24 protein-coding genes are annotated in these 26,991 nt (G+C 64.1%); 9 read left to right on the top strand and 15 right to left on the bottom strand.

Annotation, left to right across the window (positions count from 1 at the left end; genetic code table 11):
- Positions 1 to 3: 3 nt before the first annotated feature.
- From J2X35_RS00575 to J2X35_RS00560, 4 genes are all read right to left on the bottom strand, one after another.
- Entirely contained in the window at positions 4 to 981 is a 978-nt protein-coding gene (locus J2X35_RS00575) for a 2-hydroxyacid dehydrogenase (RefSeq protein ID WP_310180285.1), read from the bottom strand.
- Positions 982 to 2,004: a LacI family DNA-binding transcriptional regulator gene (locus tag J2X35_RS00570; RefSeq protein WP_056115148.1), complete on the bottom strand. Its 1,023-nt coding sequence runs from the start codon at positions 2,002 to 2,004 to the stop codon at positions 982 to 984. It abuts the gene before it with no gap.
- A gap of 44 nt (positions 2,005 to 2,048) precedes the next feature.
- Positions 2,049 to 3,011, bottom strand: coding sequence for a DMT family transporter (locus tag J2X35_RS00565; RefSeq protein WP_310180282.1), 963 nt, complete (start codon positions 3,009 to 3,011; stop codon positions 2,049 to 2,051).
- Between the two features lie 174 nt (positions 3,012 to 3,185).
- On the bottom strand, positions 3,186 to 3,659 hold the full coding sequence (locus J2X35_RS00560; protein WP_310180280.1) for a MarR family transcriptional regulator: 474 nt from the start codon (positions 3,657 to 3,659) through the stop codon (positions 3,186 to 3,188).
- A gap of 367 nt (positions 3,660 to 4,026) precedes the next feature.
- On the opposite strand from J2X35_RS00560, the gene J2X35_RS00555 reads away from it, so the two are divergent.
- The 4 genes from J2X35_RS00555 to J2X35_RS00540 all read left to right on the top strand — a co-directional run bounded on the left by J2X35_RS00555 (position 4,027) and on the right by J2X35_RS00540 (position 9,002).
- On the top strand, positions 4,027 to 5,061 hold the full coding sequence (locus tag J2X35_RS00555; RefSeq protein WP_310180277.1) for a GTP-binding protein: 1,035 nt from the start codon (positions 4,027 to 4,029) through the stop codon (positions 5,059 to 5,061).
- Positions 5,062 to 5,230: 169 nt separating this feature from the next.
- Positions 5,231 to 6,205 (top strand): WD40 repeat domain-containing protein, encoded by a 975-nt coding sequence (locus J2X35_RS00550; RefSeq protein WP_310180276.1) that lies wholly within the window; start codon positions 5,231 to 5,233, stop codon positions 6,203 to 6,205.
- Positions 6,206 to 6,288: 83 nt separating this feature from the next.
- Positions 6,289 to 7,524, top strand: coding sequence for a putative DNA modification/repair radical SAM protein (locus tag J2X35_RS00545; RefSeq protein WP_310180273.1), 1,236 nt, complete (start codon positions 6,289 to 6,291; stop codon positions 7,522 to 7,524).
- A 2-nt stretch (positions 7,525 to 7,526) separates the two neighbouring features.
- On the top strand, positions 7,527 to 9,002 hold the full coding sequence (locus J2X35_RS00540) for a UdgX family uracil-DNA binding protein (protein WP_310180271.1): 1,476 nt from the start codon (positions 7,527 to 7,529) through the stop codon (positions 9,000 to 9,002).
- Between the two features lie 162 nt (positions 9,003 to 9,164).
- Here the strand turns inward: J2X35_RS00540 and J2X35_RS00535 are convergent, their stop codons facing one another.
- The 4 genes from J2X35_RS00535 to J2X35_RS00520 all read right to left on the bottom strand — a co-directional run bounded on the left by J2X35_RS00535 (position 9,165) and on the right by J2X35_RS00520 (position 13,639).
- On the bottom strand, positions 9,165 to 10,427 hold the full coding sequence (locus J2X35_RS00535) for a glycerate kinase (RefSeq protein ID WP_310180268.1): 1,263 nt from the start codon (positions 10,425 to 10,427) through the stop codon (positions 9,165 to 9,167).
- Between the two features lie 8 nt (positions 10,428 to 10,435).
- Positions 10,436 to 10,939 (bottom strand): heme-degrading domain-containing protein, encoded by a 504-nt coding sequence (locus tag J2X35_RS00530; protein ID WP_310180265.1) that lies wholly within the window; start codon positions 10,937 to 10,939, stop codon positions 10,436 to 10,438.
- A gap of 157 nt (positions 10,940 to 11,096) precedes the next feature.
- A complete protein-coding gene (gene guaD / locus J2X35_RS00525) occupies positions 11,097 to 12,410 on the bottom strand; it encodes a guanine deaminase (RefSeq protein WP_310180263.1) in 1,314 nt (437 codons plus the stop codon).
- On the bottom strand, positions 12,407 to 13,639 hold the full coding sequence (locus tag J2X35_RS00520) for a urate hydroxylase PuuD (protein ID WP_310180261.1): 1,233 nt from the start codon (positions 13,637 to 13,639) through the stop codon (positions 12,407 to 12,409). The genes guaD and J2X35_RS00520 overlap by 4 nt, the downstream gene beginning before the upstream one ends.
- Positions 13,640 to 13,776: 137 nt before the next feature.
- Here J2X35_RS00520 and J2X35_RS00515 point away from each other — a divergent pair, with 137 nt between their 5' ends.
- Positions 13,777 to 14,697 carry a LysR family transcriptional regulator gene (locus J2X35_RS00515; protein ID WP_310180259.1) on the top strand — a complete coding sequence of 307 codons (921 nt, stop codon included), beginning with the start codon at positions 13,777 to 13,779 and terminating at the stop codon, positions 14,695 to 14,697.
- Here the strand turns inward: J2X35_RS00515 and xdhC are convergent.
- From xdhC to uraH, 4 genes are all read right to left on the bottom strand, one after another.
- Positions 14,672 to 15,646 (bottom strand): xanthine dehydrogenase accessory protein XdhC, encoded by a 975-nt coding sequence (gene xdhC / locus J2X35_RS00510; protein WP_310180256.1) that lies wholly within the window; start codon positions 15,644 to 15,646, stop codon positions 14,672 to 14,674. The two genes, J2X35_RS00515 and xdhC, sit on opposite strands and share 26 nt — an antisense overlap.
- An 85-nt stretch (positions 15,647 to 15,731) precedes the next feature.
- Positions 15,732 to 18,074 (bottom strand): xanthine dehydrogenase molybdopterin binding subunit, encoded by a 2,343-nt coding sequence (gene xdhB, locus J2X35_RS00505; protein WP_310180253.1) that lies wholly within the window; start codon positions 18,072 to 18,074, stop codon positions 15,732 to 15,734.
- The gene (gene xdhA, locus J2X35_RS00500) at positions 18,074 to 19,570 is read right to left on the bottom strand and encodes a xanthine dehydrogenase small subunit (protein WP_056107215.1); all 1,497 of its coding nucleotides are present in this window, start codon (positions 19,568 to 19,570) and stop codon (positions 18,074 to 18,076) included. Before xdhA ends, xdhB begins: the two co-directional genes overlap by 1 nt.
- 2 nt (positions 19,571 to 19,572) lie before the next feature.
- A complete protein-coding gene (gene uraH / locus J2X35_RS00495) occupies positions 19,573 to 19,947 on the bottom strand; it encodes a hydroxyisourate hydrolase (RefSeq protein WP_310180251.1) in 375 nt (124 codons plus the stop codon).
- A gap of 198 nt (positions 19,948 to 20,145) precedes the next feature.
- On the opposite strand from uraH, the gene puuE reads away from it, so the two are divergent.
- From puuE to J2X35_RS00475, 4 genes are read left to right on the top strand one after another with little or no spacing between them, the layout of a single operon-like run.
- The gene (gene puuE / locus J2X35_RS00490) at positions 20,146 to 21,579 is read left to right on the top strand and encodes an allantoinase PuuE (RefSeq protein ID WP_310180248.1); all 1,434 of its coding nucleotides are present in this window, start codon (positions 20,146 to 20,148) and stop codon (positions 21,577 to 21,579) included.
- A 21-nt stretch (positions 21,580 to 21,600) separates the two neighbouring features.
- Entirely contained in the window at positions 21,601 to 22,446 is an 846-nt protein-coding gene (locus J2X35_RS00485; RefSeq protein WP_405023188.1) for a bifunctional allantoicase/(S)-ureidoglycine aminohydrolase, read from the top strand.
- Between the two features lie 14 nt (positions 22,447 to 22,460).
- The gene (locus J2X35_RS00480) at positions 22,461 to 22,970 is read left to right on the top strand and encodes an ureidoglycolate lyase (protein ID WP_310180246.1); all 510 of its coding nucleotides are present in this window, start codon (positions 22,461 to 22,463) and stop codon (positions 22,968 to 22,970) included.
- On the top strand, positions 22,967 to 23,560 hold the full coding sequence (locus tag J2X35_RS00475) for a nucleoside deaminase (RefSeq protein WP_056107206.1): 594 nt from the start codon (positions 22,967 to 22,969) through the stop codon (positions 23,558 to 23,560). Before J2X35_RS00480 ends, J2X35_RS00475 begins: the two co-directional genes overlap by 4 nt.
- A 41-nt stretch (positions 23,561 to 23,601) precedes the next feature.
- Here J2X35_RS00475 and J2X35_RS00470 read toward each other — a convergent pair whose 3' ends face one another.
- From J2X35_RS00470 to xylB, 3 genes are all read right to left on the bottom strand, one after another.
- The gene (locus J2X35_RS00470; protein WP_310180243.1) at positions 23,602 to 23,805 is read right to left on the bottom strand and encodes a hypothetical protein; all 204 of its coding nucleotides are present in this window, start codon (positions 23,803 to 23,805) and stop codon (positions 23,602 to 23,604) included.
- 156 nt (positions 23,806 to 23,961) lie between these two features.
- On the bottom strand, positions 23,962 to 25,272 hold the full coding sequence (gene xylA / locus J2X35_RS00465) for a xylose isomerase (protein WP_310180241.1): 1,311 nt from the start codon (positions 25,270 to 25,272) through the stop codon (positions 23,962 to 23,964).
- Positions 25,273 to 25,334: 62 nt separating this feature from the next.
- Positions 25,335 to 26,789 carry a xylulokinase gene (gene xylB / locus J2X35_RS00460; protein WP_310180240.1) on the bottom strand — a complete coding sequence of 485 codons (1,455 nt, stop codon included), beginning with the start codon at positions 26,787 to 26,789 and terminating at the stop codon, positions 25,335 to 25,337.
- Positions 26,790 to 26,991: the final 202 nt, after the last annotated feature.

The following is a 26,991-nucleotide window of genomic DNA, read 5'->3' as shown; positions in this document are numbered from 1 at the left end:
GGCTCAGCCGGCTGGCTTCACATCGGCCGTTTCCGGCACCGGCGTCAGCGCCTTGCCTTCGGAGAACCACGAGACGAGGTTGTCGACGCAAAGATCCGCCATGGCCTCCCGGGTGTGATGCGAGGCGGAAGCGACGTGGGGCAGCAGCACCACATTCGGCAGATCGAGCAGCGCCTGCGGCACGTTCGGTTCACTGGCGAAGACATCGAGGCCGGCGGCAGCGATGGCGCCGTCCGCCAGCGCCTGCGCCAAGGCCGGCTCATCGACCGTGCTGCCCCTGCCAATGTTGACAAAAACGCCGTCCGGACCCAGCGCCTTCAGCACCTGGGCGTTCACCGCTTTTTCCGTTGCCGGCGTTCCCGGCGCGACCGAGACCAGCGTATCAACGGCCTGCGCGAGACCTTCCAACGTATCGTGATAGGCGTAAGCGACGCCTTCGACCGGCCGGCGGTTGTGGTAGGCGATGGTGAGGCCGAACGCTTCCAGCCGTTTCGCGATGGCAAGGCCGATACGGCCCATGCCGAATATGCCGGCCTTGCGCCCGCGCAAGGTCAACCGGCTCAAAGGGTAGTTGCCTTCGCTCACCCAGCGCCCCTGCCGCAGCCATTGCTCGGCGCGCGGCAGTTCACGCACGGTGTTGAGCAACAGGGCGACCGCCGTGTCGGCGACTTCCTCGGTCAGCACATCGGGCGTGTTCGTCACCATGACACCGCGGCTGGCGGCATGGCGCGCGTCGATGCCGTCATAGCCGACGCCGAAATTGGCGATGATCTCCAGATTGGGCAGCGCATCGATGATGGAGGCGCCGATCGCGATTCCGCCGGCCATGCCGCGAATGGCCGCCTTGTCGTCGGCGGACAGCGCCGCCAGGTCGGAACTTTCCAGCGGGATCGCCCGAAACGTTCGCCTTATTCTCTCGGCGGCATGGCTGTGAAGGCGGGCGGGCAGCAGGACCGCCACATCCGACAAAACTGACGTCATTTACGAGCGCTCCACCGGCCTGCCGGTAGACTGTCGCACATGCAGTTCCGGCTTGATGAGTTCCTGCGACAGACGCACAGTCTGTCCGTTCAATTTGTCCAGAAGGGCGCTGGCGGCGCGGCGGCCGACCTCGCGCTGGCCGTTCCAGACGGTTGTGAGCGCCGGCGTGGCGATGGCCGCTTCCTCGAGGTCGTCATAGCCGGTGACGGAAATGTCTACGCCCGGCACCAGCCCGGCGCGGGAAATGCCGTTCATCAGGCCGATGGCGACGAGGTCATTCCAGCAGCAGGCGGCGGTGGGCCTGTCCTTCAGCGCCAGGAACTGGCCGGCGGCCTCGAAACCGGCCTGCTTGGTGCGCGGCCCCTGGATGCGCCAGGCCGGATTGACCTCGAGCCCGGCCGTCTGCATGGCGTTCAGATAACCCTGATAGCGGTCACGGCCCGTCGATGTCTGGTCGGTCGCGCCGATCATGGCGATGCGCTTGTGGCCAAGCGAGATGAGATGGTTGGTGGCGAGCGCGGTGCCGTAGGCGTCGTCGCCGCGAAACACCGGCACATGGGCGTCCTCGACATCGCGGGCGATCAGCACCGCCGGCAACCCGTTCTCCTCGGCCATGAGGATATCGGAGGCCGGCGTGTCGATGGCCGGCGACATGATGACGCCATCGGCGCCAAGCTGCAGCAGCGTGTCGATGAAGGTGCGCTGCTTGTCGAGTTGATCGTAGTGATTGGACAGGATGAAGGTCTGCCGGCTGCGGTCCAGTTCGCTTTCGATGGAGCGCAGGATTTCCGCGTAGAAGGGGTTCATGATGTCGTGGACGACGACGCCGACAATGCCCGAGCGCGAGGTGCGCAGGCTGGCGGCGCGGCGGTTGTAGATGTAGCCGATTTCGCGCGCGTGTTCCTTGATGCGTTCCCGCGTCGCGCCAGCGACCAGCGGGCTGTCGCGCAAGGCCAGCGATACCGTCGCGGTCGAAACGCCGAGCGCGTCCGCGATCGTCGAAAGCTTGATTTTCTGTGCCAGTCTCCGCCTCCCGGACCCCAACATTTAAACTGTTTAAATCCGGCTTAGACATCCCTCCGGGGCAAATCAAGCTTTTTTGCCAATTCATCGGTTTCAGCCGCCAGCGCGGCCCGGTTGTGTACCCGCAGCCGATGTTCGCGGTGGACGATATAGAGACCGCCGGCGACGATGACGGCAGCGCCGACAAGCGTCCATCCGTCCGGCAGCTGGTTGAAGATCAGCCAGCCGAAAGCGATCATCCAGATCATCTGCGAATAGGGATAGGGAGCGAGAGCCGTCGCCGAAGCCATGCGGTAGGCGATGATGAGCAGATAGTGGCCGACGCCGCCGAAGACGCCGAGCATGCAGATGATGAACCAGTGCCAGCCGTCCTGCGGCAACGACAACGGCAGCGCGAAGGCCGGCAGCAGCAGGATCGTTGGGCACAGCGCCGCGTAGAGGATGAGGCTTTCCGACGTCTCTTTCGCGCCCATGCGCCGGGTCATGATGACATAGAGCGAGTTCGACAGCATCGAGCCCAGCGCCAGCAGATGGCCGACGCCGAAGACGCCGACACCGGGCCGGGTTATGATAACGACGCCGACCAGGCCGATCAGGATGGCGATCCAGCGGCGCCAGCCGGCCCATTCGCCAAGCAGCGGGCCGGCAAGCGCGGTGATGACCATCGGTCCGGCGAAGAAGATCGACATGGTTTCGGCCAGTTGCATCGTGCGCAAAGCGATGATGTTGAGGATCGTCGCTCCGAACAGGAACAGGCCGCGCAAGATATGCGCCGGCAGATTCGCGGCGCGGAAGCGGATCGGCTCGCGCCAGCTGCGAAACACCACCAGAACGATGACGACATGGACGGCGAAGCGGGTCCAGGCAACGAACAGCGGCGACACGCCGGCCAGCACCAGATACTTGCTGCTGGTGTCGAGGAAGGAAAAGAGCAGGTAGGAGGCAAGGATGAGGGCGATCGCAACAGGCGGCGTCGCGCCTTCATCCAGTCTGGCGGGAACAGTCAATTTGGCGAGCCGAACGGGGGTTTCATTTCAAGCCTTCTTCGCGGGTTCCGCGCCCGCTCACAAGGCCCCAATGCAAACTTACACGAATCGTCAGGCAAATCCCGGCTGTGTGCCAATCGGCGGCGGATAGCTGGTATTCGGTCAGAAACCCCACGTCACAGCCGCCTGCCCGGCTTATTCCTCGGTGTCGGCGTCGTCCTCTTCGACGAAGGCCAGCCGGTCGTCAGAGAGATTACCTTCTATGCGCGACAGCAGCTTAGAGAGCGTCTTCTGGTCCTTCTTGTCGAGGCCCTTGAACGCCTGTTTTTCGGTCTTGCGTACCGACTTCTTGATGGCCTGGATGGTCTCGCGCCCGCCTTCGGTCAGAAAGATATGCGCCTGCCGCGCATCGGAGTTGGAGGCGCGCTTCTCAAGGAAGCCCTGCGCCTGAAGCCGGTTTATGGTTTTGGTTATCGTCGGCGGACGCACGCCCAGCCTGTCCGCCAGAGTACCGGGCGTCTGCCCATTCTCACGGTCGAGCGCCAGCATGATCTGGTCCTGCCCGGCATAGAAACCGTGCGCCAGAAGGCGCGCGGCAAGTGCGGTTCGCGCCAGCCGCGCCGCCGAATGCAGCCGGCTCATCGTCGTGCCTGGATCAACCTTGGCCATGGTCACCCCTCTCTGACCGCGCTCCCCGCAAGCACAATAGCCGCGATCGGCGCTTTGCAAAACGCGCCGCCGGCAAAGAAACAATTTGCCGGCAAGCGTTATGTGGTTCGCAAGCGCTAATGGCAGATGTTTATTTCAGTTAGATGACAAACGAATTTTGGCCGCGGCGGTCCTGTGTCCCCTGTAAGGCGCAGCCGCATCCGACCAGCGCTCTCCATCAGCGCATTGCCCAGAACACCATGTCTTCAATCGCTGACAACGGCATCCTGGTTGGCCCGAAAATTTGGCAGGCGCGGACGGGTTTGACAGGTGCAAACGGGCGAGCGGCATCCTATATGGGAGCCTCCATCGCAGTTCGAGGCCTGACATGAGCGAAGCACAGACGCAGATCCCCGTAACCGTCCTGACCGGCTATCTCGGCGCCGGCAAGACAACCCTGCTCAACCGCATCCTGTCGGAGAACCATGGCAAGCGCTACGCGGTCATCGTCAACGAATTCGGCGAGATCGGCATCGACAACGATCTGATCGTGGAATCCGACGAGGAAATCTACGAGATGAACAATGGCTGCGTCTGCTGCACGGTGCGCGGCGACCTGATCCGCGTCGTCGAGGGCCTGATGCGGCGGCCCGGCCGCTTCGACGCCATCGTGGTGGAGACGACCGGCCTGGCCGATCCGGTGCCGGTGGCGCAGACGTTCTTCATGGACGAAGACGTGCGCTCCAAGACCAGGCTCGACGCCGTGGTGGCGTTGGTCGACGCCAAGCATTTGCCGCTGCGGCTGAAGGATTCGAAGGAGGCCGAAGACCAGATCGCCTTCGCCGATGTCGTCGTGCTGAACAAGACCGATCTGGTGACGCCGGAGGAGTTGCGCGCCGTCGAGGCGACCATCCGCGCCATCAACCCTGCGGCGAGGATCCACCGCACCGAACGCTCGGGCGTAGACCTTTCGGAAGTGCTCGACCGCGGTGCATTCGACCTCAAGCGGGCGCTGGAAAACGATCCGCATTTCCTTGAAGCCGACGAGCACGCGCACCACGACCATGACGGGCACGACCATGGGCACCATGGACACGATCATGCGCATCCCGCCGCGATCCACGATGTGACGGTGCAGTCAGTCTCGCTGCGGGGCGGCGAGATGGACCAGAAGAAGTTCTTCCCCTGGATCGAGAAGGTCACCCAGATGGAAGGGCCCAACATATTGCGGCTCAAGGGCATCATCGCCTTCAAGGGCGACGACGAGCGCTATGTCATCCAGGGGGTGCACATGATCATCGAGGGCGACCACCAGCGCGCCTGGAAGGACGGCGAGGCGCATGAGAGCCGGCTGGTCTTCATCGGCCGCGACCTCGACGCCGAAAAGCTGAGGAAGAGCTTCGAGGCGTGCCAGGCCGCCTGACCCTCCAGCTTGCGAAGTATCTCCTGCCCCTCATTCGCCCGCCGGCCCTTCTCTGCGTGAAACAGGGAGAAGGGATACCTGCCGCAACGTTGGCGACCCCTCTCCCCGTCCTTGCCGGGAGAGGGTAAGGGTGAGGGCAGCACAAACCTGAAACGGAATAGTCTGGACTATGCCCACAGTCGCCCCGCTCGATCTTTCCGGCCATTGCGTGGCCGCCGTCTTTCTCGGCAATGTGCCGCATTTCGCGCTCGCCGACGGTTCGATCCACCGGCTCGACAACGGCCACAAGACCGAACAGGTGCATGACGGATTGCTGGCGGCGGTTCTCGACCCGGCCGGCAACCGGCTGATCACCGGCGGCGAGGATGGCAAGGTGTTCGCCGTCACAGCCGGCGGCAGCGCACAGGAACTGGCGAGCGCCGGCAGGAAGTGGATCACCAGCGTCGCCGCCGGGCCGCAGGGCGCGATCGCCTATGGCAGCGGCAAGACCGCCTTTGTCCGTTTCGCCGACGGCAAGGTGAAGGACTTCCAGCATCCACGCTCGGTAGAGGGCGTTGCCTTCGCGCCGAAGGGCATGCGCATCGGCGTCGCCCGCTACAATGGCGCGACGCTGCATTTCCCCGCCGCCGAGGGCAAGCCGGTGGAATTGGAGTGGGCGGGCGCGCATACCGGCATCAGTTTCTCGCCGGACGGCAATTTTCTCGTCACCACCATGCAGGAGAATGCGCTGCATGGCTGGAAGCTGGCCGACGGCAAGCATATGCGCATGTCGGGCTACCCGGCCAAGGTCAAAAGCCTGTCCTGGGCCGCCAAGGGCAAATGGCTGGCGAGCGCCGGCGCGCCGGCGGCGATCGTGTGGCCGTTCCAGGCCAAGGACGGGCCGATGGGCAAGGCGCCGCTGGAACTCGGCACACGCGGCAACACCATGGTGACCTGCGTGGCCTGCCATCCCAGCCAGGACGTCGTCGCCATCGGCTATGAGGACGGCATGGTCATCGCCGCGCGCTTTGCCGACGCCAAGGAAGTGCTGCTGCGCCGCCCCGGCAAAGGCGCGATCACCGCGATGATGTGGGACAAGGCCGAACAGCGCATCGCTTTCGGCAGCGCTGCCGGCGATTGCGGCGTGATCGACATCACCGCCTGACGCCAGGCGGCCCTGCCGCGGAAAAATCCCTCCCTGTGTAAAATTTTATAGCGGGATAGCGCGTCGGAACATATCATGAACGAATGGCTATCCTCTCAACCCGCGAAAAGCTCGCCATCCTTTCGGATGCCGCCAAATACGATGCCTCGTGCGCCTCGTCGGGCGCGGCGAAGCGCAATTCGCTGAAGAGCGGCGGCATCGGCTCGACCGAGGGCATGGGCATCTGCCATTCCTACGCGCCGGACGGTCGATGCATCTCGCTCCTGAAGATCCTGCTGACCAATTTCTGCATCTACGATTGCAGCTATTGCATCAACCGTTCGTCCTCAAACGTCCGCCGCGCCCGTTTCACCGTCGATGAGGTGGTGAGACTGACAATGGACTTCTATCGTCGCAACTATATCGAAGGCTTGTTCCTGTCCTCCGGCGTGGTGCGTTCGCCGGACGAGACGATGGGCGAAATGGTCAAGGTGGCGCGGCGGCTGCGGCTGGACGAGAAGTTCGGCGGCTACATCCATCTCAAGACCATTCCCGAATGCTCGCAGGAATTGATCGAGAAGGCCGGGCTCTATGCCGACCGGCTGTCGATCAATGTCGAGCTTCCGACCGACGAAAGCGTCAAGCGTTTCGCGCCGGAGAAGCGGCCGGAAACGATCCGGCTTTCCATGGCGAAGCTTCGCGAGAAGATGGAGGAAAAAGCCGAACCGACCCTGAAGACGAAGACGCGCGAGCGTTTCGCACCCGGTGGTCAATCAACCCAGATGATCGTCGGGGCGGACTCGACCTCCGACGACGGCATTTTGAAGACCAGCGCCCGGCTCTACGGCAGCTATCAGTTGCGCAGGGTGTATTACTCCGCCTTCAGCCCGATCCCGGATTCGTCGGCCGCCCTGCCGGTGCGCAAGCCGCCGCTGATGCGCGAGCACCGGCTGTACCAGGCCGACTGGCTGATGCGGTTCTATGGCTTTTCGCAGCCGGAGATCCTGCAGGGCAGCGCCGACGGCATGCTCGATCTCGCCATCGACCCGAAGCTTGCCTGGGCGCTGCGGCACCGGGGCCTGTTTCCGGTGGATGTGAACCGCGCCGACCGCGAGACGCTGCTGCGCGTGCCGGGCCTCGGCACCAAGGTGGTGGACCGCATCATCGCCACGCGCCGGCATCGGCGACTGCGGCTTGAAGATGTCGGCAGGCTGGCGAAATCCATCGCCAAGCTGCGGCCCTTCATCTTCGCGCAAGGCTGGTCGCCCGGCGGCCTGACCGACCAGGCGGCGCTGCGCGAAACGATCGCTTCCACCTGCGAACAGTTGTCGCTGTTTTGACGATGCAGGCTGAACAACTCCATCTTGCCCGACACACGGCCCAGCTGGTCAGCGAAACCGACTTTGCCGGCTGGCGCGACGCGGCGCGCGTGTTGGCGTCGGGCGGTGTGGCGCCGGAGGATGTGGCTTGGATGGTGGATGCAGGTGAAAATCGGCAATCCGTTGGGCGCACAATACCTGAGGCATCCGAAGACAAAAGCACCCTCACCGTTCCGCGCGCTTTCATCGCGCGCGCCGAGGCCGTGATCTGCCATTCCGACCCCGCACGCTTCGCCCTGCTCTACCGCTTGCTCTGGCGGCTGCGTGACGAGCCGAAACTTCTGGAAATCGCCTCCGATCCGGACATCCGGCGCTTCGAGGCGATGGAAAAGGCCGTCGGCCGCGACATGCACAAGATGCGGGCCTTCGTCCGCTTCCGGAAGATCGGCGAGGGCGAAGCCGAGCGCTTCGTCGCCTGGTTCGAGCCATCGCACTATATCATCGCCCGCAACGCGCCCTTCTTCGTGCGCCGCTTCACTGGCATGCGCTGGACCATCCTGACGCCGCATGCCTCCGCGACATGGGACGGCGAAATTCTGGCGATCGGACCGGGCGCGGCGAAGGCGGATGCGCCGGCCGAGGACGCCACCGAGGCGCTGTGGCAGACCTATTTCGAGAACATCTTCAACCCGGCCCGGCTGAAGGTGCAGGCAATGCAGAAGGAGATGCCGAAGAAATACTGGCGGAACCTTCCCGAGGCCTCGCTCATTCCCGATTTGATCGCAGGCGCGGACAAGGCCGCGAAGGAGATGATCGCCAGGATGCCGACGACACCGGCGCCGCACCACGCCAAGGTTAAGGCCAGGCACTGGCCGGCGCGCGGCGAGGAAGCCCCCGACGATGGCGCGAAGGCGCGCTCCATCGCCGCGTTGCGCGAAGCGGCGAAGGGCTGCCGGCGCTGCCCGCTGTGGCGCGAGGCGACGCAGACGGTGTTCGGCGAAGGTCCGGAAACCGCCAGCGTCATCTTCGTCGGCGAGCAACCGGGCGACCAGGAGGACATCGCCGGCAAGCCCTTCGTCGGCCCGGCCGGCAAGGTGTTCGACGCGATCCTGGACGACGCCGAAATCGACCGGCTGAAGACCTATGTCACGAATGCGGTGAAGCATTTCAAGTTCGAGCCGCGCGGCAAGCGCCGCATCCATTCCAAGCCGAATGCCGGCGAGGTGCAGGCCTGCCGCTGGTGGCTGGACAAGGAATTGTCGCTGATCAAGCCGAACCTCGTCGTGGCGATGGGCGCGACGGCGGCGCAAGCGCTGCTCGGCAAGGCGATCCCGGTGACGAAGATGCGCGGCGAGGTGATCGAACGCGAGGACGGTCTTCGCGTGTTCATCACCATCCACCCGTCCTTCATCCTGCGCATCCCCGACCCGGCCGACAAGGAAGCCGAACGAGCGCGGTTCTTGAAAGACATCAAGGCGGTGAAGGAATTGATGGGGTGAGTGCGTCCTTCGAGGCTCGCTCCGCTCGCACCTCAGGATGAGGACGGTCTGTGCAGTTCATTCTCAAGTTCTTCGGCATTGCGAAATTGAGAATGGCGTAGCTCAACCTCCCTCATCCTGAGGTGCGAGCGGAGCGAGCCTCGAAGGACGCACGACTGGCATCTACCGCACCAGTATCGCCCTGAGATCGTTGACGTTCGTTCCAGTCGGTCCCGGCACGAACAGGTCGCCCACCGCATTGAAAGCCGTCCAGGCGTTGTTGGCGGCGAGCATGGCCTTGGCATCGACGCCTGCCGCCCGCATGCGCGGAACCGTGGAGCCGTCGCAGAAGGCGCCGGCATTGTCCTCGGAGCCATCGATGCCGTCGGTGTCGGCGGCCAGCGCATGAATGCCCTCGACCCCGGCAATGCCGATGGCGAAGGCGAGGAGGAACTCGGAATTGCGCCCGCCCTTGCCTTTTGCCTTCAACGTCACCGTCGTCTCGCCGCCCGACAGGATCAGCACCGGTTTGGCGAAGGGCCGGTTGCGGGCCGCGACCTCGCGGGCGATGGCGGCATGGACCGAACCGACCTCGCGCGCCTCGCCCTCGATGGCATCGGAGAGGATGACGGCTTCGACGCCTTGACGGCGCGCCTCAGCCGCCGCCGCTTCCAGAGAGACGCCGGCCGAGGCGATCAGATGCACTTCGTTGCGGGCGAATTTCTCGTCGTCCGGACGCGGCGCGGCGGACTCGACCGATTGGATATGCGCCATCACCGCTTCTGGAAGCCCAATGCCATAGGCGGCGATGGCGGCGAGCGCATCTTCGCGGCTGCCGGCGTCCGGAATGGTCGGCCCGGACGCCACCAGCGCCGGGTTGTCGCCGGGAATGTCCGACACCACCAGCGATACCACCCTGGCCGGCCATGCGGCGGCGGCAAGGCGGCCGCCCTTGATGGTCGAGACGTGCTTGCGGATGGTGTTCATGGCAGCAATCGGCGCACCGGAGGCAAGCAGCGCCTCGTTGACGGCGATCTCGTCGGCCAGCGTCAGGCCGGCGGCCGGCGACGGCAGCAGCGCCGAGCCACCGCCACAGATCAGCGCCACCACCAAATCGTCCCCGGTCAGGCCGGAAACGAGTTCCAGCAGGCGGCGCGAGGCCTCGAGCCCGGCCTCGTCGGGCACCGGATGCGCCGCTTCGATCACTTCGAGGCGTTCGGTCCGCGCGCCGTAGCCGTAGCGGGTGACGATCAGTCCTTCGAGCGGGCCGTCCCACGCCTTTTCGAAAGCCGCGGCCATCTGCGCCGCGCCCTTGCCTGCGCCGACGAGGATGGTGCGTCCCTTCGGCTTCGCCGGCAGGTGGCTGCGGATGGTGAGGTTCGGGTCAGCCGCCGCGACGGCGGCGTCGAAAATGGATGTGAGGAAGGGTTTGGGGTCGAGGGTCATGCGAAAGATCATTGCCTTGCGCCGGCCAACGCCAGGTTCTCCCGCGAAATCCCCAGATGCGCGCACAGCGCATCCACGGCCACGGCGTGGTCGTCCTGCTCCGACAGGCCGGAAACCGTCACCGCGCCGATGACGCCGGCACCCTTGACCGTGATGGGAAATGCGCCGCCGGCCAGCACGAAGTCGGCGCTGTCGATGCCCCAGCCCGGCTTGAAGGTACGGTCCGGCCGCTGCTCCTCCAGCGTCAGCCGGAAGGAGCTCTTCAGGAAGCGCTTGACCACATTGAACTTGCGCCGCGCCCATTCGGGGTTCGAGCCGTTCGAGCCCGGCATTGCCGCGTAGAAAAGCGGACGGTCGAAGGTGCGGATGTCGACGATGATCGGCAGATCTTCTTTCAGCGCCCGGTCGCGAATGGCGCTGCCGATGGCGAAGGCGGCCGCTTCATCGAAGGCCGCGAAGACCAACGTCGCCTCCTGCCGCTTGATGGTGTCGATGTCGGTTTCAGCGGTCATTCTTCCCTCCAACCTGTGTCAGTCCGCTTTGTACAACAAAGACTTTCAGGTCAAGCTCGGCGCATTCCCAAGGTGCGTCCTTCGAGGCTCACTTCGCTCGCACCCCTGAAACGTCGGAAATAGTCGATCCAGGGGCGAGCCTCGAAGGACGCACCAGTTACGCCGCCATATCGCCCTTCGCCGCCCGTCCGGCGACATAGACTTCACGGATGGCGCGGTCGTCGCCCAGCGTCTGCAGCAGAAACAGTTCCTCGGCCAACGTCTCGATGTTTTCCATGCGCAGGCCCATGGCGGGCGTCGCGCCGGCATCCAGCACGATGATGTCGGCGTCGGTGCCCTCCTCCAGAGTGCCGACCTTGTCGGCCAGCGACAGCGCCTCGGCATTGCCGCGTGTCAGCTGCCAGAAGGACTGGAACGGGTTCAGCTTCTCGCCGTTCAGCGCGATCACCTTGTAGCCCTCATCCATGGTGCGCAGCATGGAGTAACTGGTGCCGCCGCCGACATCGGTGGCGGCGGCGATGCGCAGCGGCTTTTCGCGGCGGCGATAGCGCTGGTAGTCGAACAGGCCGGAGCCGAGAAACAGGTTCGAAGTGGGGCAGAAAACCGCCACCGAGCCGCTGTCCGACAGCGCGTCGGCCTCGCGCTCCGACAGGTGGATGCAGTGACCGAACAGGCTTTTCTTGCCGAGCAGGCCGTAGCGTTCGTAGACGTCGGTGTAGTCCTTCGACCACGGGAAGAGCTGCTGGGTGAAGGCGATCTCGGCGTGGTTTTCCGACAGATGCGTCTGCATGTGCAGGTCCGGGAATTCGCGGGCCAGCGCTCCCGACATCTCCAACTGCTCGGGTGACGAGGTTATGGCGAAGCGCGGCGTGATTGCTACATGCTGGCGGCCCTTGCCGTGCCACTTCTCGATCAGCGCCCTGGTGTCGTCATAGCCGGATTGCGGCGTGTCCAGCACGGCGTCCGGCGCGTTGCGGTCCATCATCACCTTGCCGGCGATGGTCAGCATGTTGCGGTCATGCGCCTCGGCGAAAAAGGCCTCGGCGGATTCCCGGTGGACGGAACAATAGGCGGCGACCGTCGTGGTGCCGTGGCGCACCATCTCATCCAGGAACAGGCGGGCGATGCGGCGGCCATGCTGGGCGTTCTGGAATTTCGATTCTTCCGGGAATGTGTAGGTGTTCAGCCAGTCGAGCAGTTCGGCGCCGTAGCTGGCGATGACCTGCATCTGGGGGAAATGCACATGCGCATCGATGAAGCCGGGCAACAGCAGATGCGGGCGGTGGTCGATGGTTTTCGTGTCGTCGCCCGCTTGTTTGGCAACATCGGCATAAGCACCCGCCGCGACGATTTTTCCATCGCGGATCAACAGGCCGCCGTCGTCCTCATAGGCATAGGCGGCATGGTCGTCGATGGTTTCGGGCCAGCGCAGGAAGGACAGCGTGCGGCCGCGCAGAAGGGTGGTGGTCATTTGTTTGCGGCTGCTCCCCGGCCATCCTCGAACCACGCCGTCAGCAATTCCCGCTCCTTGTCGGTGATCTGGGTGACGTTGCCCGGCGGCATGGCGTGGCTGCGGCCGGCCTGCAGGTAGATTTCCCTGGCGTGTTCGGCAATCGACGCATCGTTGTCGAGCATGACGCCCTTCGGCGCATGGTAGATGCCTTCGTAGGACGGCTCCTGCGCATGACACATGGAGCAGCGGCCAAGCACGGTATCGCGCACCGCCGGGAAATGACTGGAGGCGATCAGGGTTTGCGCGGCGGCGGACGCCTGCGGCTCGCCGGTCAAAATCTTCGGCACGGTGGAGAGCCAGATGATGGCGATGAAGAGGATGCCGGCGGCGAGCCAGGTCCAGGTCGGGTTGCCCTTGCGCGCGTGCAGCGAGTTGAAATAGTGCCGGATCAGCACGCCGATGACGAACACCAGCGAGGCGATGATCCAGCTGTAGCGGGTGCCGAACGCCAGCGGATAGTGGTTCGACAGCATCAGGAACAGCACGGGCAGGGTCAGGTAGTTGTTGTGCAGCGAGCGCTGCTTGGCGATCTTGCCGTATTTCGGATCGGGCTTGCGGCCGGCGATCAGGTCGGCGACGACGATCTTCTGGTTCGGGATGATGACCATGAAAACGTTGGCCGACATGATGGTGGCGGTGATGGCTCCCAGATGCAGGAAGGCGGCGCGGCCGCTGAACAGATGCGTCAGGCCCCAGGCCATGAACACCAGGATGACATAGAGGATCAGCATCAGAGCGGTGTCGGCCTTGCCGATCAGGAACCGGCAGAGCACGTCATAGACGATCCAGCCGGCGACAAGGCAGGCGATCGACAGCAGGATCGCCACCGGCACCGACATGTCGAGGACGTTGCGGTCGATCAGGAACAGATCCGCTCCGGCATAGTAGACCACCGCCAACATGGCGAAGCCGGACATCCAGGTGGCGTAGCTTTCCCATTTGAACCAGGTCAGGTGCTCCGGCATCTCGGCCGGCGCGACCAGATACTTCTGGATGTGATAGAAGCCGCCGCCATGCACCTGCCACTCCTCGCCGAAAGCGCCGGCAGGCAGGCCGGGACGCTGGCGCAGGCCGAGGTCCAGCGCGACGAAATAGAAGGACGAGCCAATCCAGGCGATGCCGGTGATGACATGCAGCCAGCGCACCGCGAAGCTCAACCAGTCCCAGAAGATCGCGAAATCCAACATGCCCAGTGTTCCCTGTCGATTGGCGGACTTTACGGGCTGGCGCGCAAACGGAAAGATGCAAGCACGGCGATGACTTTCAAAAAAAGATAGAAAATACTACGTTGATTTCGCATTGCCAGCTTAGGAAGCCAGCCAGCATGGCCTATCTCGACAATATCGCCGTCTTCGTCCGCGTCGTCGAACTCGGCAACCTGTCGGCGGCGGGCCGCGACATGCGCATTTCGCCCGCCGTCGCCTCCAACCGAATCAAGGAACTGGAGAAGCATCTCGGTGTCCGGCTTTTCAACCGCACCACCCGGCAATTGATGCCGACCGAACATGGCACGGTCTTCTATGCCGGTGCAAAGCACGTGCTGGACGCGATCACCGAGGCCGAGGCCTCCGTCTCGGCGCTGTCCGGCCAGCCGCGCGGCACCATCCGCGTCACCGCGCCGCTGGGGCTCGGCCGCCGGCTGGTGGCGTCCGGCATTCCCGATTTCCATGACAAATACCCCGATATAGAGGTGCGGCTCAGGCTTTCGGACCACAATGTCGACATCCTCAAGGAGGGCATAGACGTGGCCTTCCGGCTCGGCCTGATCGAGGATTCATCGCTGCGTATGCGCGGCATCATGGAATGCGAGCGCGTGTTGGTCGCATCGCCGAAATATCTGGAGGCGCGCGGCGAACCCGCCACCGCTTCCGATCTGCTGGGCCGCAAGCATGATTGCCTGATGCTGCGGTATCCCGGCAGCAAGGAATTCTACTGGATGTTGCAGATGCCCGGCGGGCCGCAGAAATTCGAGGTGCATGGCCCGTTCGATTCCGACGACGGCGACGTGCTGACCGGCTGGGCACTGGCCGGCCGCGGCATCATCAACAAGCCGCGCTTCGAGGTGGAGCCGTTCATCCGCGACCGCCGGCTAAAGGTGATCCTGACCGAGACGCCGCCGACGCCGGTGCAGTTCGCCGCCGTCTATCCGCACAAGAACCTGCAGGACCCCAAGGTACGGCTGCTGCTCGACTTCATGGCGGAGCGCTGCCAGCGGCTGATCAAGGATTTGCTGGCGGGGCGGTGATGTCCGCGCTGATGGCGGTTTCTCGCGCCAACGGATAAGCCGCCAGCGCCGTCATGATCTCCGCCGCCGCGAGCGCGGCGATGACCTCGGGGCGCTTGTCCCTGACCGCTTCGCCGCCGATGGGCGACACGAGACGGGCGAATTGTTCCATCGTGCCGGCTGCGGTTTTGAGGAACCAGTTCCGGAACGTTGCCTTCTTGGTCTTCGATCCGATCATGCCGACATAGGCGGCGCCTCCGCGCTTCAGCGCTTCAGCGACGATCAGGAAATCCAGCGCATGGTCGTGGGTGAGGACGGTGAAAGCCGACCCTGACGGGGCGTCGCGAACAACTTCTTCCGGCACCGCCGTCAGCCGGGTTTCGACACCTTCCGGCATACCCTCGAGTTCGCCGGCGCGGGTCTCGACCACCACGACCTTGATCGGCAGCAGCGCGGCGCTCGCCGCCAGCGCATGGCCGACATGGCCGCCGCCGAAGATGTAGAGGTGCGGCAGGGCGGCGTCTTCCGTCTCCGCCGTCCGGACAAGGTCAGATGCCAGGATTTCATCGACCTTGCGGATCGACAGATTGACACTGCCGCCGCAGCACTGGCCGATTTCGGGGCCAAGCGGGACGGTGAGCGAAACGCCACCCTTGTGGGGAGAGTCGGACAGCAGGTCCGGGGCGGGGGTGCGGGGTGTATGGTTTTTTCCACCCCCACCCCGACCGGTTTCACCGGTCGATCCTCCCCACAAGGGGGAGGTTGAAGACCCCAGCATCTGCCGCGCCTTGTCGATCGCCATGTATTCGAGCTGGCCGCCCCCGATCGTGCCTAAAATCGCGACGCGCGACACCAGCATGAAGGCGCCCTTTTCGCGCGGCGTCGAGCCCTTCGTCGCCGCAACCTCGACCAGGGCAAGCGGCTCCGCCGTGGCGAGGAATTGCCGCAGCTTGTGCATGGCGGAGGTCATGGCACCGCATGCCCCGGCATTTGGATCGACACGATAAACAGCAATCCAGCCATCACCACAATATCAGGCCCCAGCAGCTTCGGCGCTATTTCACCGCTTCTGTCTTCAGTCTTTCAATCGCCATCAGCACCCGCTCGGGCGTTGCCGGCGCATCGAGACGCGGACAGATCTTGTGATCCGCCACGCTCGCCACCGCATCTGAAAGCGCGTGAAACACCGACATGCCAAGCATGAAGGGCGGCTCGCCGACCGCCTTGGAGCGATGGACGGTCGGTTCGGCATTCTCGGACCAGTCGGCCAGCGCGACGTTGAAAATCTTCGGCCGGTCGGAGGCCAGCGGGATCTTGTAGGTCGAGGGCGCATGGGTGCGCAGCCGGCCCTTGTCGTCCCACCACAACTCCTCCGTTGTCAGCCAGCCGACGCCCTGGACGAAGCCGCCTTCGACCTGGCCGAGATCGATGGCCGGGTTCAGCGAGCGGCCGGTCTCATGCAGGATATCCGTTCTTTCGACCATGTATTCGCCGGTCAGCGTATCGACCGATACCTCGGAGCAGGCAGCGCCGTAGGCGAAATAATAGAAGGGATGGCCCTCGCCCTTGTCGCGATCCCAATGGATTTTCGGCGTCTTGTAGAAACCCGCCGCCGAAAGCTGGATGCGGGCCATATAGGCCTGCTTGACGAGGTCGGCGAAGGCGATCTCCTGATTGCCGACGCGCACGCGGTTGGGCAGGAATTCGACCTGGTCCGCAGGAATCGAATACTTCTTCGCGGCGAAAGCGACCAGCCTGTCCTTGATCTGGCGCGCGCCATTCTGCGCAGCCATGCCGTTCAGGTCCGAGCCGGAGGACGCGGCGGTCGCCGAGGTGTTCGGCACCTTGCCGGTCGTGGTGGCGGTGATCTTGACCTGGTCCAGATCAATCTGGAACTCCTCGGCCACCACCTGGGCGACCTTCGTATTCAGCCCCTGTCCCATCTCGGTGCCGCCATGGTTCAGATGCACCGAACCGTCGGTGTAGACATGCACCAGCGCACCGGCCTGATTGTAATGCGTGGCGGTGAAGGAGATGCCGAACTTGACCGGCGTCAGCGCCATGCCGCGCTTGACGAAGCGGCTGTTGGCGTTGAAGGCCTGGATGGTGCGGCGGCGGCCGGCATAGTCGGCGCTGGCCTCCAGTTCGTTGACGATACGGCCGATGACGTTGTCCTCGACGGTCTGGTGATAGGGCGTGACGTTGCGATCCTCGGTGCCGTAGAAATTGCGCTTGCGGATGTCGAGCGGATCCTTGCCCAGCGCAAACGCGATCTCGTCGATGACGCGCTCTGCCCCGACCATGCCCTGCGGTCCGCCAAAGCCACGGAAGGCGGTGTTCGAGACGGTGTTGGTATAGAGCGGCGCCGATACCGCCTTCACCGCCGGGTAGAAATAGGAATTGTCGCAATGGAACAGCGCCCGGTCGGTCACCGGGCCGGAGAGGTCGGACGAGAAGCCGCAGCGCGCCGCATAGATGTAATCGACGCCGAGGATATTGCCATCGTCGTCAAAGCCGGCCTCGTAGTCGATCAGGAAATCGTGCCGCTTGCCGGTGGCGATCATGTCGTCGTCGCGGTCGGGCCTGATCTTGACGGCGCGGCCGAGCTTCTTGGCGGCGATGGCCACCAGCGCGGCGAACTGGTTTCCTTGCGTCTCCTTGCCACCGAAGCCGCCGCCCATGCGGCGGATCTCGACCGTCACCGCGTGGCTCGGCGCGCCGAGCGCATGGCCGACCATGTGCTGCACCTCGGTCGGGTGCTGGGTCGAGCAATAGACGGTAACGTCCTGGTCCTCGCCGGGGACGGCCATGGCGATATGGCCTTCGAGATAGAAATGCTCCTGCCCGCCGACACGCATCTTTCCTTTCACGCGGCGCGGCGCGTTGCGGATCGCTGCGGCGGCATCGCCGCGCTTCAAGGTCAACGGCGGGGTGACAAGCTTGTCCTTCAGCGGGTCCAGCCCGCCAATGTCGGTGACGAAGGGCAGTTCCTTGTATTCGACCTTCGCCAGCCGGCTGGCGCGGCGCGCCTGCTCGCGCGTCTCGGCGATGACGCAGAAAATCGGCTGGCCGTGGAACTGCACCTTGCCATCGGCCAATACCGGCTCGTCGTGACGCCCGGTGGGCGAAATGTCGTTCTCGCCGGGAATGTCACTCGCCGTTAGCACGTCGACTATACCGGGGGCGCCACGCACGGCGGACAGATCCATGCCAACGATGTCGCCATGCGTGACAGTCGCAAGACCGAGGCAACCATGCAGCGTGCCGGCGGGTTCCGGCATGTCGTCGATATAGATTGCCGTGCCGGCGACATGCTTGTGAGCCGAGTCGTGGCGCTGGTCAGCGGCGACGCCGCCGGCGATCCTTGCCGCCTTGAGATCGGGCGTGTGGGTAGTCATCACGCCGCCTTCTCCCGCGTGACTGTGAGCGGCGCCCTTGTGCCGCTGGTTTCGGCATGGAACCGCAGCAGCAGGTTGCGGGCCGCCATCGCCCGGTATTCCGCCGAGGCGCGCATGTCGGTCAGCGGCGCAAAATCCTCGGCGTATCTGTCCATCGCCGCCATGACCGTCGCCTCCGTCCAGGGCTGGCCGATCAGCGCCTTTTCCACCGCGTAGGCGCGCTTCGGCGTCGCCGCCATGCCGCCATAGGCGATGCAGACATCGGCGACGGTCCCATCCTGCGCCAAAGTCAGGTGGAAGGCGCCAAGAACGGCGGTGATGTCCTCGTCGCGGCGCTTGGTCACCTTATGGACGGCGAAGTGCGTGCCCTCATCCGGAACCGGCACATGCACCGCCTCGACGAACTCTCCCGGCTGGCGGTCCTGCCTGCCATAGGCGATGAAGAAATCCTCCAGCGGAATGGTGCGCCGCGCCTTGCCCTTGCGCAGAGTCAGCATGGCTCCAAGCGCGATCAGCGGCGGCGGCGTGTCGCCGATTGGCGAGCCATTGGCGATGTTGCCGCCGATGGTGCCCATGTTGCGCACCTGCTCGCCGCCGATGCGGTCGAACAGCGGTCCGAACGCCGGGATGCGCTTCGCCAGTGCCGCGAACGCCTCGGTGTAGGTTACGCCCGCGCCGATGGAAATGATTTTTCCATCCCCGGCGTCCTTGTCTTCCGAGATCGTTTTCAGGCCATCCAGCCCACCGATGAAGATAACGGGCGAAATATCGCGCATATGCTTTGTCACCCACAGCCCGACATCGGTCGAGCCGGCGACGACGGTAGCGGCGGGCTCGGCTTCCAGCAGCCTGGCGAAATCGGCAACGTCCGCCGGCACGATCAACCGCTGCCTGCCCGCGCCTATCTCGACACGCAGACCGTCGCGCAATTGTTCGAGACGGGCGGTTACCGCCTTGCGCTCCACGGCGAGCGGGTCCTTCGCCGCCTTGCCGTAGCTGGAAATGGCGTGTGCTGCGCGCACGATGGCCTCGTAGCCGGTGCAGCGGCAAAGGTTGCCCTGCAGCGCTTTCTCGATCTCGGCATTGGAGGGGTCCGGCGACTTCATCCAAAGCGCGTAGAGCGACATGACGAAGCCCGGCGTGCAGAAGCCGCATTGCGAACCGTGGAAATCGACCATCGCCTGCTGCACCGGATGCAGTTGGCCACTCTCGCCGCGCAGATGTTCGACGGTGACGACATGGGTTCCATCGAGCGAGCCGAGGAAGCGGATGCAGGCGTTGACGCTTTCATAGACGAGCTTGCCGCCGCTCAGCCGGCCGACGAGCACGGTGCAGGCGCCGCAATCGCCCTCGGCGCAGCCTTCCTTGGTGCCCCGCAGCGAGCGGGAGAGGCGCAGGAAATCGAGCAGCGTGGCGTCCGGCGCGACATCGGCAAGGGCGACGTCCTCGCCATTGAGGAGGAAGCGGAGTTCCGAGCGGATTTTCGGTTTCGCCATGCTCAGCTGCCCCTGTAGGTCGAATAGCCGTAAGGAGAGATCAGCAGCGGCACATGATAGTGCTTCTCCTCCGCCATGCCGAAGCGGATTGGAACCTGATCCAGAAACATCGGGTCCGGAAGCTGATCGAGGCCAAGGGTCCGGAAATAATCGCCGGCAAGGAATATGAGCTCATATTGGCCGAGCTGGAATTCCTTGCCCTGCAGCAAAGGCTCGTCGCAGCGCCCGTCGGCATTCGTCACCACCGTTTTCAGCTTGCGATGCGAATTGCCGCTGACCCGGTAGAGCAGGATCGACAGCCCAGCCGCCGGCTTGCCCGTCGCCGTGTCCAGCACGTGGGTAGTAAGCCGCCCACCTGCTGCCTGCGTTTCCGCCAATTGCCGCCTCCCTTTCAGGTACAATCGAACATAGGGATGAATTGTGCGCCAATTAAAGGCGATGCATAAGTCCCGTTCGAGCAAAGGGCGACAAAAACACTTTCAAAAATTTCAGGGGAATGGTCGCCGCCCCTTTCGACTATCGTCAGGGCACTTCCGGCCCGTATCCATTCGAGGCAGGGCCCGGCAGGAGGGATCATGCGCTACCAGCGTGACATGCGAGGCTACGGGGCAAACCCGCCGGACCCGAAATGGCCGGGCGGCGCGCATGTCTGCGTGCAGTTCGTCGTCAATTACGAGGAGGGTGGCGAGAACTGCGTGCTGCACGGCGACAAGGCCTCCGAAGCCTTCCTGTCCGAAATCGTCGGCGCAGCACCCTGGCCCGGCCAGCGTCACTGGAACATGGAATCGATCTACGAGTATGGCGCGCGCGCCGGCTTCTGGCGGCTGCACCGGCTGTTCACCTCGGCGAACGTGCCCGTCACCTGCTACGGCGTCGCCACCGCGCTGGCCCGGTCGCCCGACCAGGTGGCCGCGATGCAGGATGCCGGCTGGGAGATCGCCTCGCACGGCCTGAAATGGATCGACTACCGGGATCATGCGATCGAGGACGAGCGGCAGGATCTCGCCGCCGCGATCAAGCTTCATACGGAAGTCACCGGGCAGCGCCCGACCGGCTGGTATACGGGCAGAACATCCGTCAATACGGTGCGGCTGGTGGCGGAGGAAGGCGGCTTCGCCTATTGCTCCGATGCGTATGACGATGAATTGCCCTACTGGCTCGACCATGACGGGCACGGCCACCCCATCGAGCCGCAGCTCATCATCCCCTATACGCTCGACGCCAACGACATGCGCTTTGCCGTGCCTGCGGGGTTCTCGAACGGCGACCCGTTCTTCACCTATCTGAAGGACACGTTCGACACCCTCTACGAGGAGGGCCGCGACGGCCGTCCGCGCATGATGAATATCGGCCTGCACTGCCGGCTGGTGGGCAGGCCGGGGCGCTTCGCGGCGCTCAAGCGGTTCGTCGAATACCTCAAGAGCCATGACCGGGTCTGGCTGGCGCGGCGCATCGACATCGCCGATCATTGGCGCGATACGCATCCCTATGCGGCGCGGCCGCTTCGCCCGTCCCGCATGGACCGCGAGGCGTTCGTGCAGACGTTCGGCGGCATTTTCGAGCATTCGCCCTGGATCGCCGAGCGCGCGCACGACCTTGAGCTCGGTCCGGCCCACGATACGGCGGGCGGCCTGCATAACGCGCTGTGCCGGGCTTTCCGCGCCGCCAGCGAGACTGAACGGCTCGGCGTGCTCCAGGCGCATCCGGATCTCGCCGGCAAGCTGGCCGCCGCCAAGCGCCTGACGGCGGACTCGGCCAAGGAGCAGGCCTCGGCCGGGCTGGACGCGTTGACCGACAAGGAGCGCGAGCTGTTTTCCAAGCTCAACGCCGCCTATGTCACTACCTTCGGTTTTCCTTTCATCATCGCGGTGAAGGGAAAGAGCAAGGAGGACATCCTTGCAGCGTTCGAGGCGCGCATCGGCAATTCGCGCGCCGCCGAATTCGAGACCGCCTGCGCGCAGGTCGAGCGCATCGCGCTGCTGCGCCTCAAAGACATGCTTCCCCAATAAGGTCATGCAACGATGGACATGATGAAGAAGACCGCGCGCAGCTATTACGCACCGACAGGCGGCCTGCCGCCGCAGACCGACCTGATCACCGACCGCGCCGTCTTCACCGAGGCCTACGCGGTGATCCCGAAGCGCGAATTCAGCGACATCGTCGCCAGCTTCCTGCCGCATTGGGAGAAGACGCGGGCGTGGATCATCGCGCGGCCGCTTTCCGGTTTCGCGGAGACCTTTTCGCAGTACATCATGGAAGTGCAGCCGGGCGGCGGCAGCGACAGACCGGAACCGGACAGCAATGCCGAGGGCGTTCTGTTCGTGGTCGAGGGCGAGATCGTCGTGACGCTGCATGGAGAGACGCACCGGCTCACATCGGGCGGTTATGCTTTCCTGCCGCCGGCGAGCGGCTGGACCCTGCGCAACAAGGGGACGGCGACGGCGCGCTTCCACTGGATCCGCAAGGCCTATGAGGCGGTCGATGGCATCGATGCGCCCGAGCCGGTCTTCGCCAACGAGAACGACATCGCCCCGAACCCCATGCCCGACACCAATGGCGGCTGGGCGACGACGCGCTTCGTCGATCCGGCGGATCTGCGTCACGACATGCACGTCACCATCGTGACGCTGAAGCCGGGCGCGGTGATCCCCTTCCCGGAAACGCATGTGATGGAGCACGGGCTCTACGTGCTGGAAGGCAAGGCGGTCTACCGGCTCAACCAGGACTGGGTCGAGGTGCAGGCCGGCGACTACATGTGGCTGCGCGCCTTCTGCCCGCAGGCCTGTTATGCCGGCGGCGCGGGCGATTTCCGCTACCTGCTCTACAAGGACGTCAACCGGCATCCGCGGCTGGGCGGATTTGGGGGTCAAAGGTAATGCCAGGTCAGACCATGACCGAAATCATCACCGCCCGGCCCCTCACCCGCGAAACCTTTACTCCCTTCGGCGACGTGATCGACTTCGATACCGACAATCACTATCCGATCAATAGTGGACGCTGCGAGCGCTACCACGCACTGGCGCAGGCGGAAGCGGCAGGCGAAAACGGCAAAGTCATCATCAGCCTGTTTCGTGGCACGCCCTACGCCTTCCCGCTCCAGCTTACCATGGTCGAACGCCATCCGTTCGGCAGCCAGGCTTTCATTCCGCTATCGCCACGGCCTTTCCTCGTCGTCGTTTGTCCAGACGGCAAGGACGGGCCGGGCACGCCGCAGGCTTTCCTGACCGCGCCGGGCCAAGGGGTGAACTATCGTCGCAACACCTGGCATGGCGTGCTGACGCCAATCGGCGAGACGCAGGATTTCGTCGTTGTCGACCGCACCGGCGACGGTTCCAACCTGGAGGAATTCCACTTCTCCCATCCCTACGAGATCAGGCTGCCGGAGGGCTTCAAGACGTGACCGACATTTCCCTCATCGACAGGCTGCTGGACGTGATCGAGGACGACATCGTGCCGAAGACAGCCGAAGGCGTCGCGAAGGGCAACAAGCTGTTCGGCGCGGCCATCCTGCGGAAGGGCGATTTTTCGCTGGTTCTGGCCGAAACCAACAACGAGATTGAAAACCCGCTCTGGCACGGCGAGGTGCATTGCCTGAAGCGTTTCTACGAAATGCCGAAGGCCGAGCGCGTCGATACCAAGGACGCCATCTTTCTGGCTACGCACGAGCCCTGCTCACTGTGCCTGTCGGCCATCACATGGACCGGCTTCGACAATTTCTACTACCTGTTCAGCCACGAGGATTCGCGCGATTCGTTCGCCATCCCGCACGACCTGAAAATCCTGAAAGAGGTCTTCACGCTGGAGCCCGGCGGCTACAACGCCGAGAATGCGTACTGGAAGAGCCATTCGCTGCGGCGCATGGTGCGGGCGCTGCCGGTGGCCGAGCGGCAACGGCTGGAGGCGCGCATCGGCGCGATCGAAGCGCGCTACGAGACGCTTTCCGACGCCTATCAGGACAGCAAGGCCGACAACGACATTCCCCTCAACTGAGCGGCGCCGGCCGGCCTTGCTTTGTCTGAAATCCGGTTTGACTACGCCGCTGCGCGCGGCGATTCCGCGCCATCGATCAGCGAACGCATCTGCCTGGCCAGGTGAGCCTCGAAGCGGCCGGCGACGGCGCGCTCCCACTCATTCGACTTCTGGCTGGGGTGATGCGGCAACGCCATCAAACGGTCGATGACGGAACAGGTCTCGTCGCGCCTTAGAAGGGCATCGATTTCGCGGTCTTCGGTCATCTCATCGCCTCCTTTCGGCTTTCGTTACGACGCACAGAATATAGGAGGCCTGTGACGGCTTCTTGAAGGCTGAAGAAAGGCAATTGCGCGATCATTTGAGGCAAAGTTTTGCCTCAAACTCCAGGAATGCGGTTTTGGATTGCGTGGTCCTGCCAATCACACGTAGCGGTTGACAATATTTTCCAAAAACTCCTGACGGCCGGACCGCGGCCGCGGCTCGATCTTCTCCTTGACCACGCGTTCGGCGATGTCTTCCAGCTTGCGCTGGCCCGACAGCATGGCCTTGGCCTCGGCGCTGTTCCAGCCGGCGTAGCGTTCCTCCAGCGGGCCGGACAGCGCCTTGTCCTGAACCATCCGCGCCGCCGCCTTGAGGCCGCGGGCGCAGCAATCCATGCCGCCGATATGGGCGATCAGCAGGTCCTGCGGATCGAGCGACTGGCGGCGCAGCTTGGCGTCGAAATTGGTGCCGCCGGTCTTGAAGCCGCCGCCTTCCAGAACGTGGTAATAGGCCAACGCCATTTCCGGCACGTTGTTGGGGAACTGGTCGGTATCCCAGCCGGACTGGTAGTCGTTGCGGTTCATGTCGATGGAGCCGAAGATGCCGAGCGCGTTGGCGAGCGCCAGCTCGTGCTCGAAGGAGTGGCCGGCCAGGATGGCGTGGCCCTGCTCGATGTTGACCTTCACCTCATTCTCAAGGCCGAAATCCTTGAGGAAGCCGTAGACGGTGGCGACATCGTAATCGTACTGGTGCTTGGTCGGTTCCTGCGGCTTCGGCTCGATCAGGATTGCGCCCTTGAAGCCGATGCGATGCTTGTAGTCGACGACCATGGAGAGGAACCGTCCCGCCTGTTCGCGCTCGCGCTTCAGGTCGGTGTTGAGCAGCGTCTCATAGCCCTCGCGACCGCCCCACAGCACATAGTTCTCGCCTTTCAGGCGCTGGGTGACATCAAGGCATTTCTTCACCGTCGCCGCTGCATAGGCGAACACGTCCGGATCGGGATTGGTGGCGGCCCCCGCCATGAAGCGGCGGTTGGAGAACAGGTTGGCGGTGCCCCAAAGAAGCTTGACGCCGGTCTCCTTCTGCTTCTTTTCAAAAATGCCGACGATCTCGTCGAGGCGCTCGGCGCTCTCGGAGAAATTCGCACCTTCCGGCCGCACATCGGCATCGTGGAAGCAGTAGTACGGCGCGCCGAGCAGCGTGAACATTTCGAAGGCCACGTCCGCCTTCAGTCTCGCGCCCTCCATGGTCTCGGCAAACCACGGACGCTCGAAGGTCTGGCCGCCGAACGGGTCGCCGCCCGGCCAGGCGAAGGAATGCCAGTAGGCGACGGCAAAGCGCAGATGATCCTCCATGCGCTTGCCGCCGACGACCTCATCAGGATTGTAGAAGCGATAGGCGAGCGGATTGGTCGAATCCGGTCCCTCGTACTTGATTGGCTTGATGTCGCCGAAGAAACCGGTGCTCATCGTCATTCCTCCTGAACAGGACAGGTCCGAAAGGCGCTGTCCGAATAAAACAAAATCGTTGGTTACGCCGTGGCGTCTCGAACAGCCGGATAGAGCTTCCGGTAACGGCCATAGGCGTCCTCGAACGCCTGCTTCAGCGCCTTGTCCGGCTCAATCGTTTCGGCCGTGTCGGGTGCCGCGCAGACCCGTAGCGGGTCGGCGCCGGTCGCGGCGACCAGCCCCAGCCGGGCAGCGCCGAACGCCGCACCGAAATCGCCGTCGGCGGGAATATCGACCGGGATACCGAGCGCTGTCGCAATCGCTTTCAGCCAGTAGCGGGAGCGCGAGCCACCGCCGATGGCGGTGACGCGGGAGAGCGTCGTGCCCGCACTGGCCAGCGCTTCCAAGCTGTCGCGGAAGGCGAAGGCGACGCCCTCCAGCACGGCCTGCGTCAGCACGGCGCGGCCGGATTCATGGCCAAGGCCGGTCAGCGAGCCGCGAATGGCGGAATCGTTGTGTGGCGTGCGCTCGCCGGAAAGATAGGGCAGGAAGGTAACGCTGGTCGGCGCATTCAGAGTGTCGCCCAGTTCGCCGGTCAGGTCGCCGGCGCTCTTGCCGGTAATGTCGGAGAGCCAGTTCAGCGAGTCGGTGGCCGACAGGATGACGCCCATCTGATGCCAGGTTTGCGGCAGCGCGTGGCAGAAGGTGTGAACCGCGCTTTCGGCGTTCGGCAGATAGGCGGCATTGGCGGCGAACAGCACGCCAGAGGTGCCAAGGGATACGAAGGCGTGCCCCTCACCCACCGTGCCCATGCCACAGGCGGAAGCCGCGTTGTCGCCCGCGCCACCGGCAATCGGAACGCCGGCCCGCATTCCCCATTTCGACGCCAGTTCGGCGCGCAGCCCTCCGGCTTTTTCCGTTCCTTCGACCAACGACGGCATCCGGCTTTCATCCAGCGAGGTCGCGGCCAGAAGCTCGGGCGACCATTTGCGCCGGCCGGTGTCAAGCCAGGCGGTGCCGGCCGAATCCGACATTTCCGACATATGCTCGCCGGCAAGCCACAGCCGCAGATAATCCTTCGGCAGCAGCACCTTGGCGACCTTGGCGAAAATCTCCGGTTCGTTGTTCTTTACCCAGATGAGCTTCGGCGCGGTGAAGCCCGGAAAGACGATGTTGCCGGTGATGCGGCGGAAGGCCGGATTCGCGTCCAGTTCCGCTGCCTCTTCATGGCTGCGGGTGTCGTTCCACATGATGCAGGGCCGCAGCACCTGATCGTCGCGGCCGAGCAGCGTCGCGCCGTGCATGTGGCCGGACAGTCCGATGCCCTTCACGGCGGCGAGTTCCTTGGGGTGCGCGGCCTTCAGTTCGGCGATCGCTTCCTCGCAGGCGCGGACCCAATCGGCGGGGGCCTGCTCCGACCAGCCGGAATGCGGGCGCGAAATGTCGATCGAAGCATGGCCGGAGCCGACCGCCTTCTGGGCCTCGTCGATCAGCAGCGCCTTGACACCCGAGGTGCCGAGATCGAGGCCGAGATACATGGTATTCCTCCCTGAACGCTCGCAGCATCGCAGATGTCGGCCGCTTCGCCATCCTCCCTGACGCTGTTGGTTTCATACCAGAATTCAGCCTTCGGAAAAGATTTATTTCGTGCTTCGCAAAAAATATGGGGATCATGTCCAGGGTTGCGTTTCCCGGATGACGGCGGTCAATTGGTTGGACAAATGAACCGATCCGGAGAAA

This window comes from Mesorhizobium sp. BE184 (assembly GCF_031457045.1).
GTDB lineage: Bacteria > Pseudomonadota > Alphaproteobacteria > Rhizobiales > Rhizobiaceae > Mesorhizobium.
This window is presented reverse-complemented; position numbering and strand designations above follow the sequence as displayed.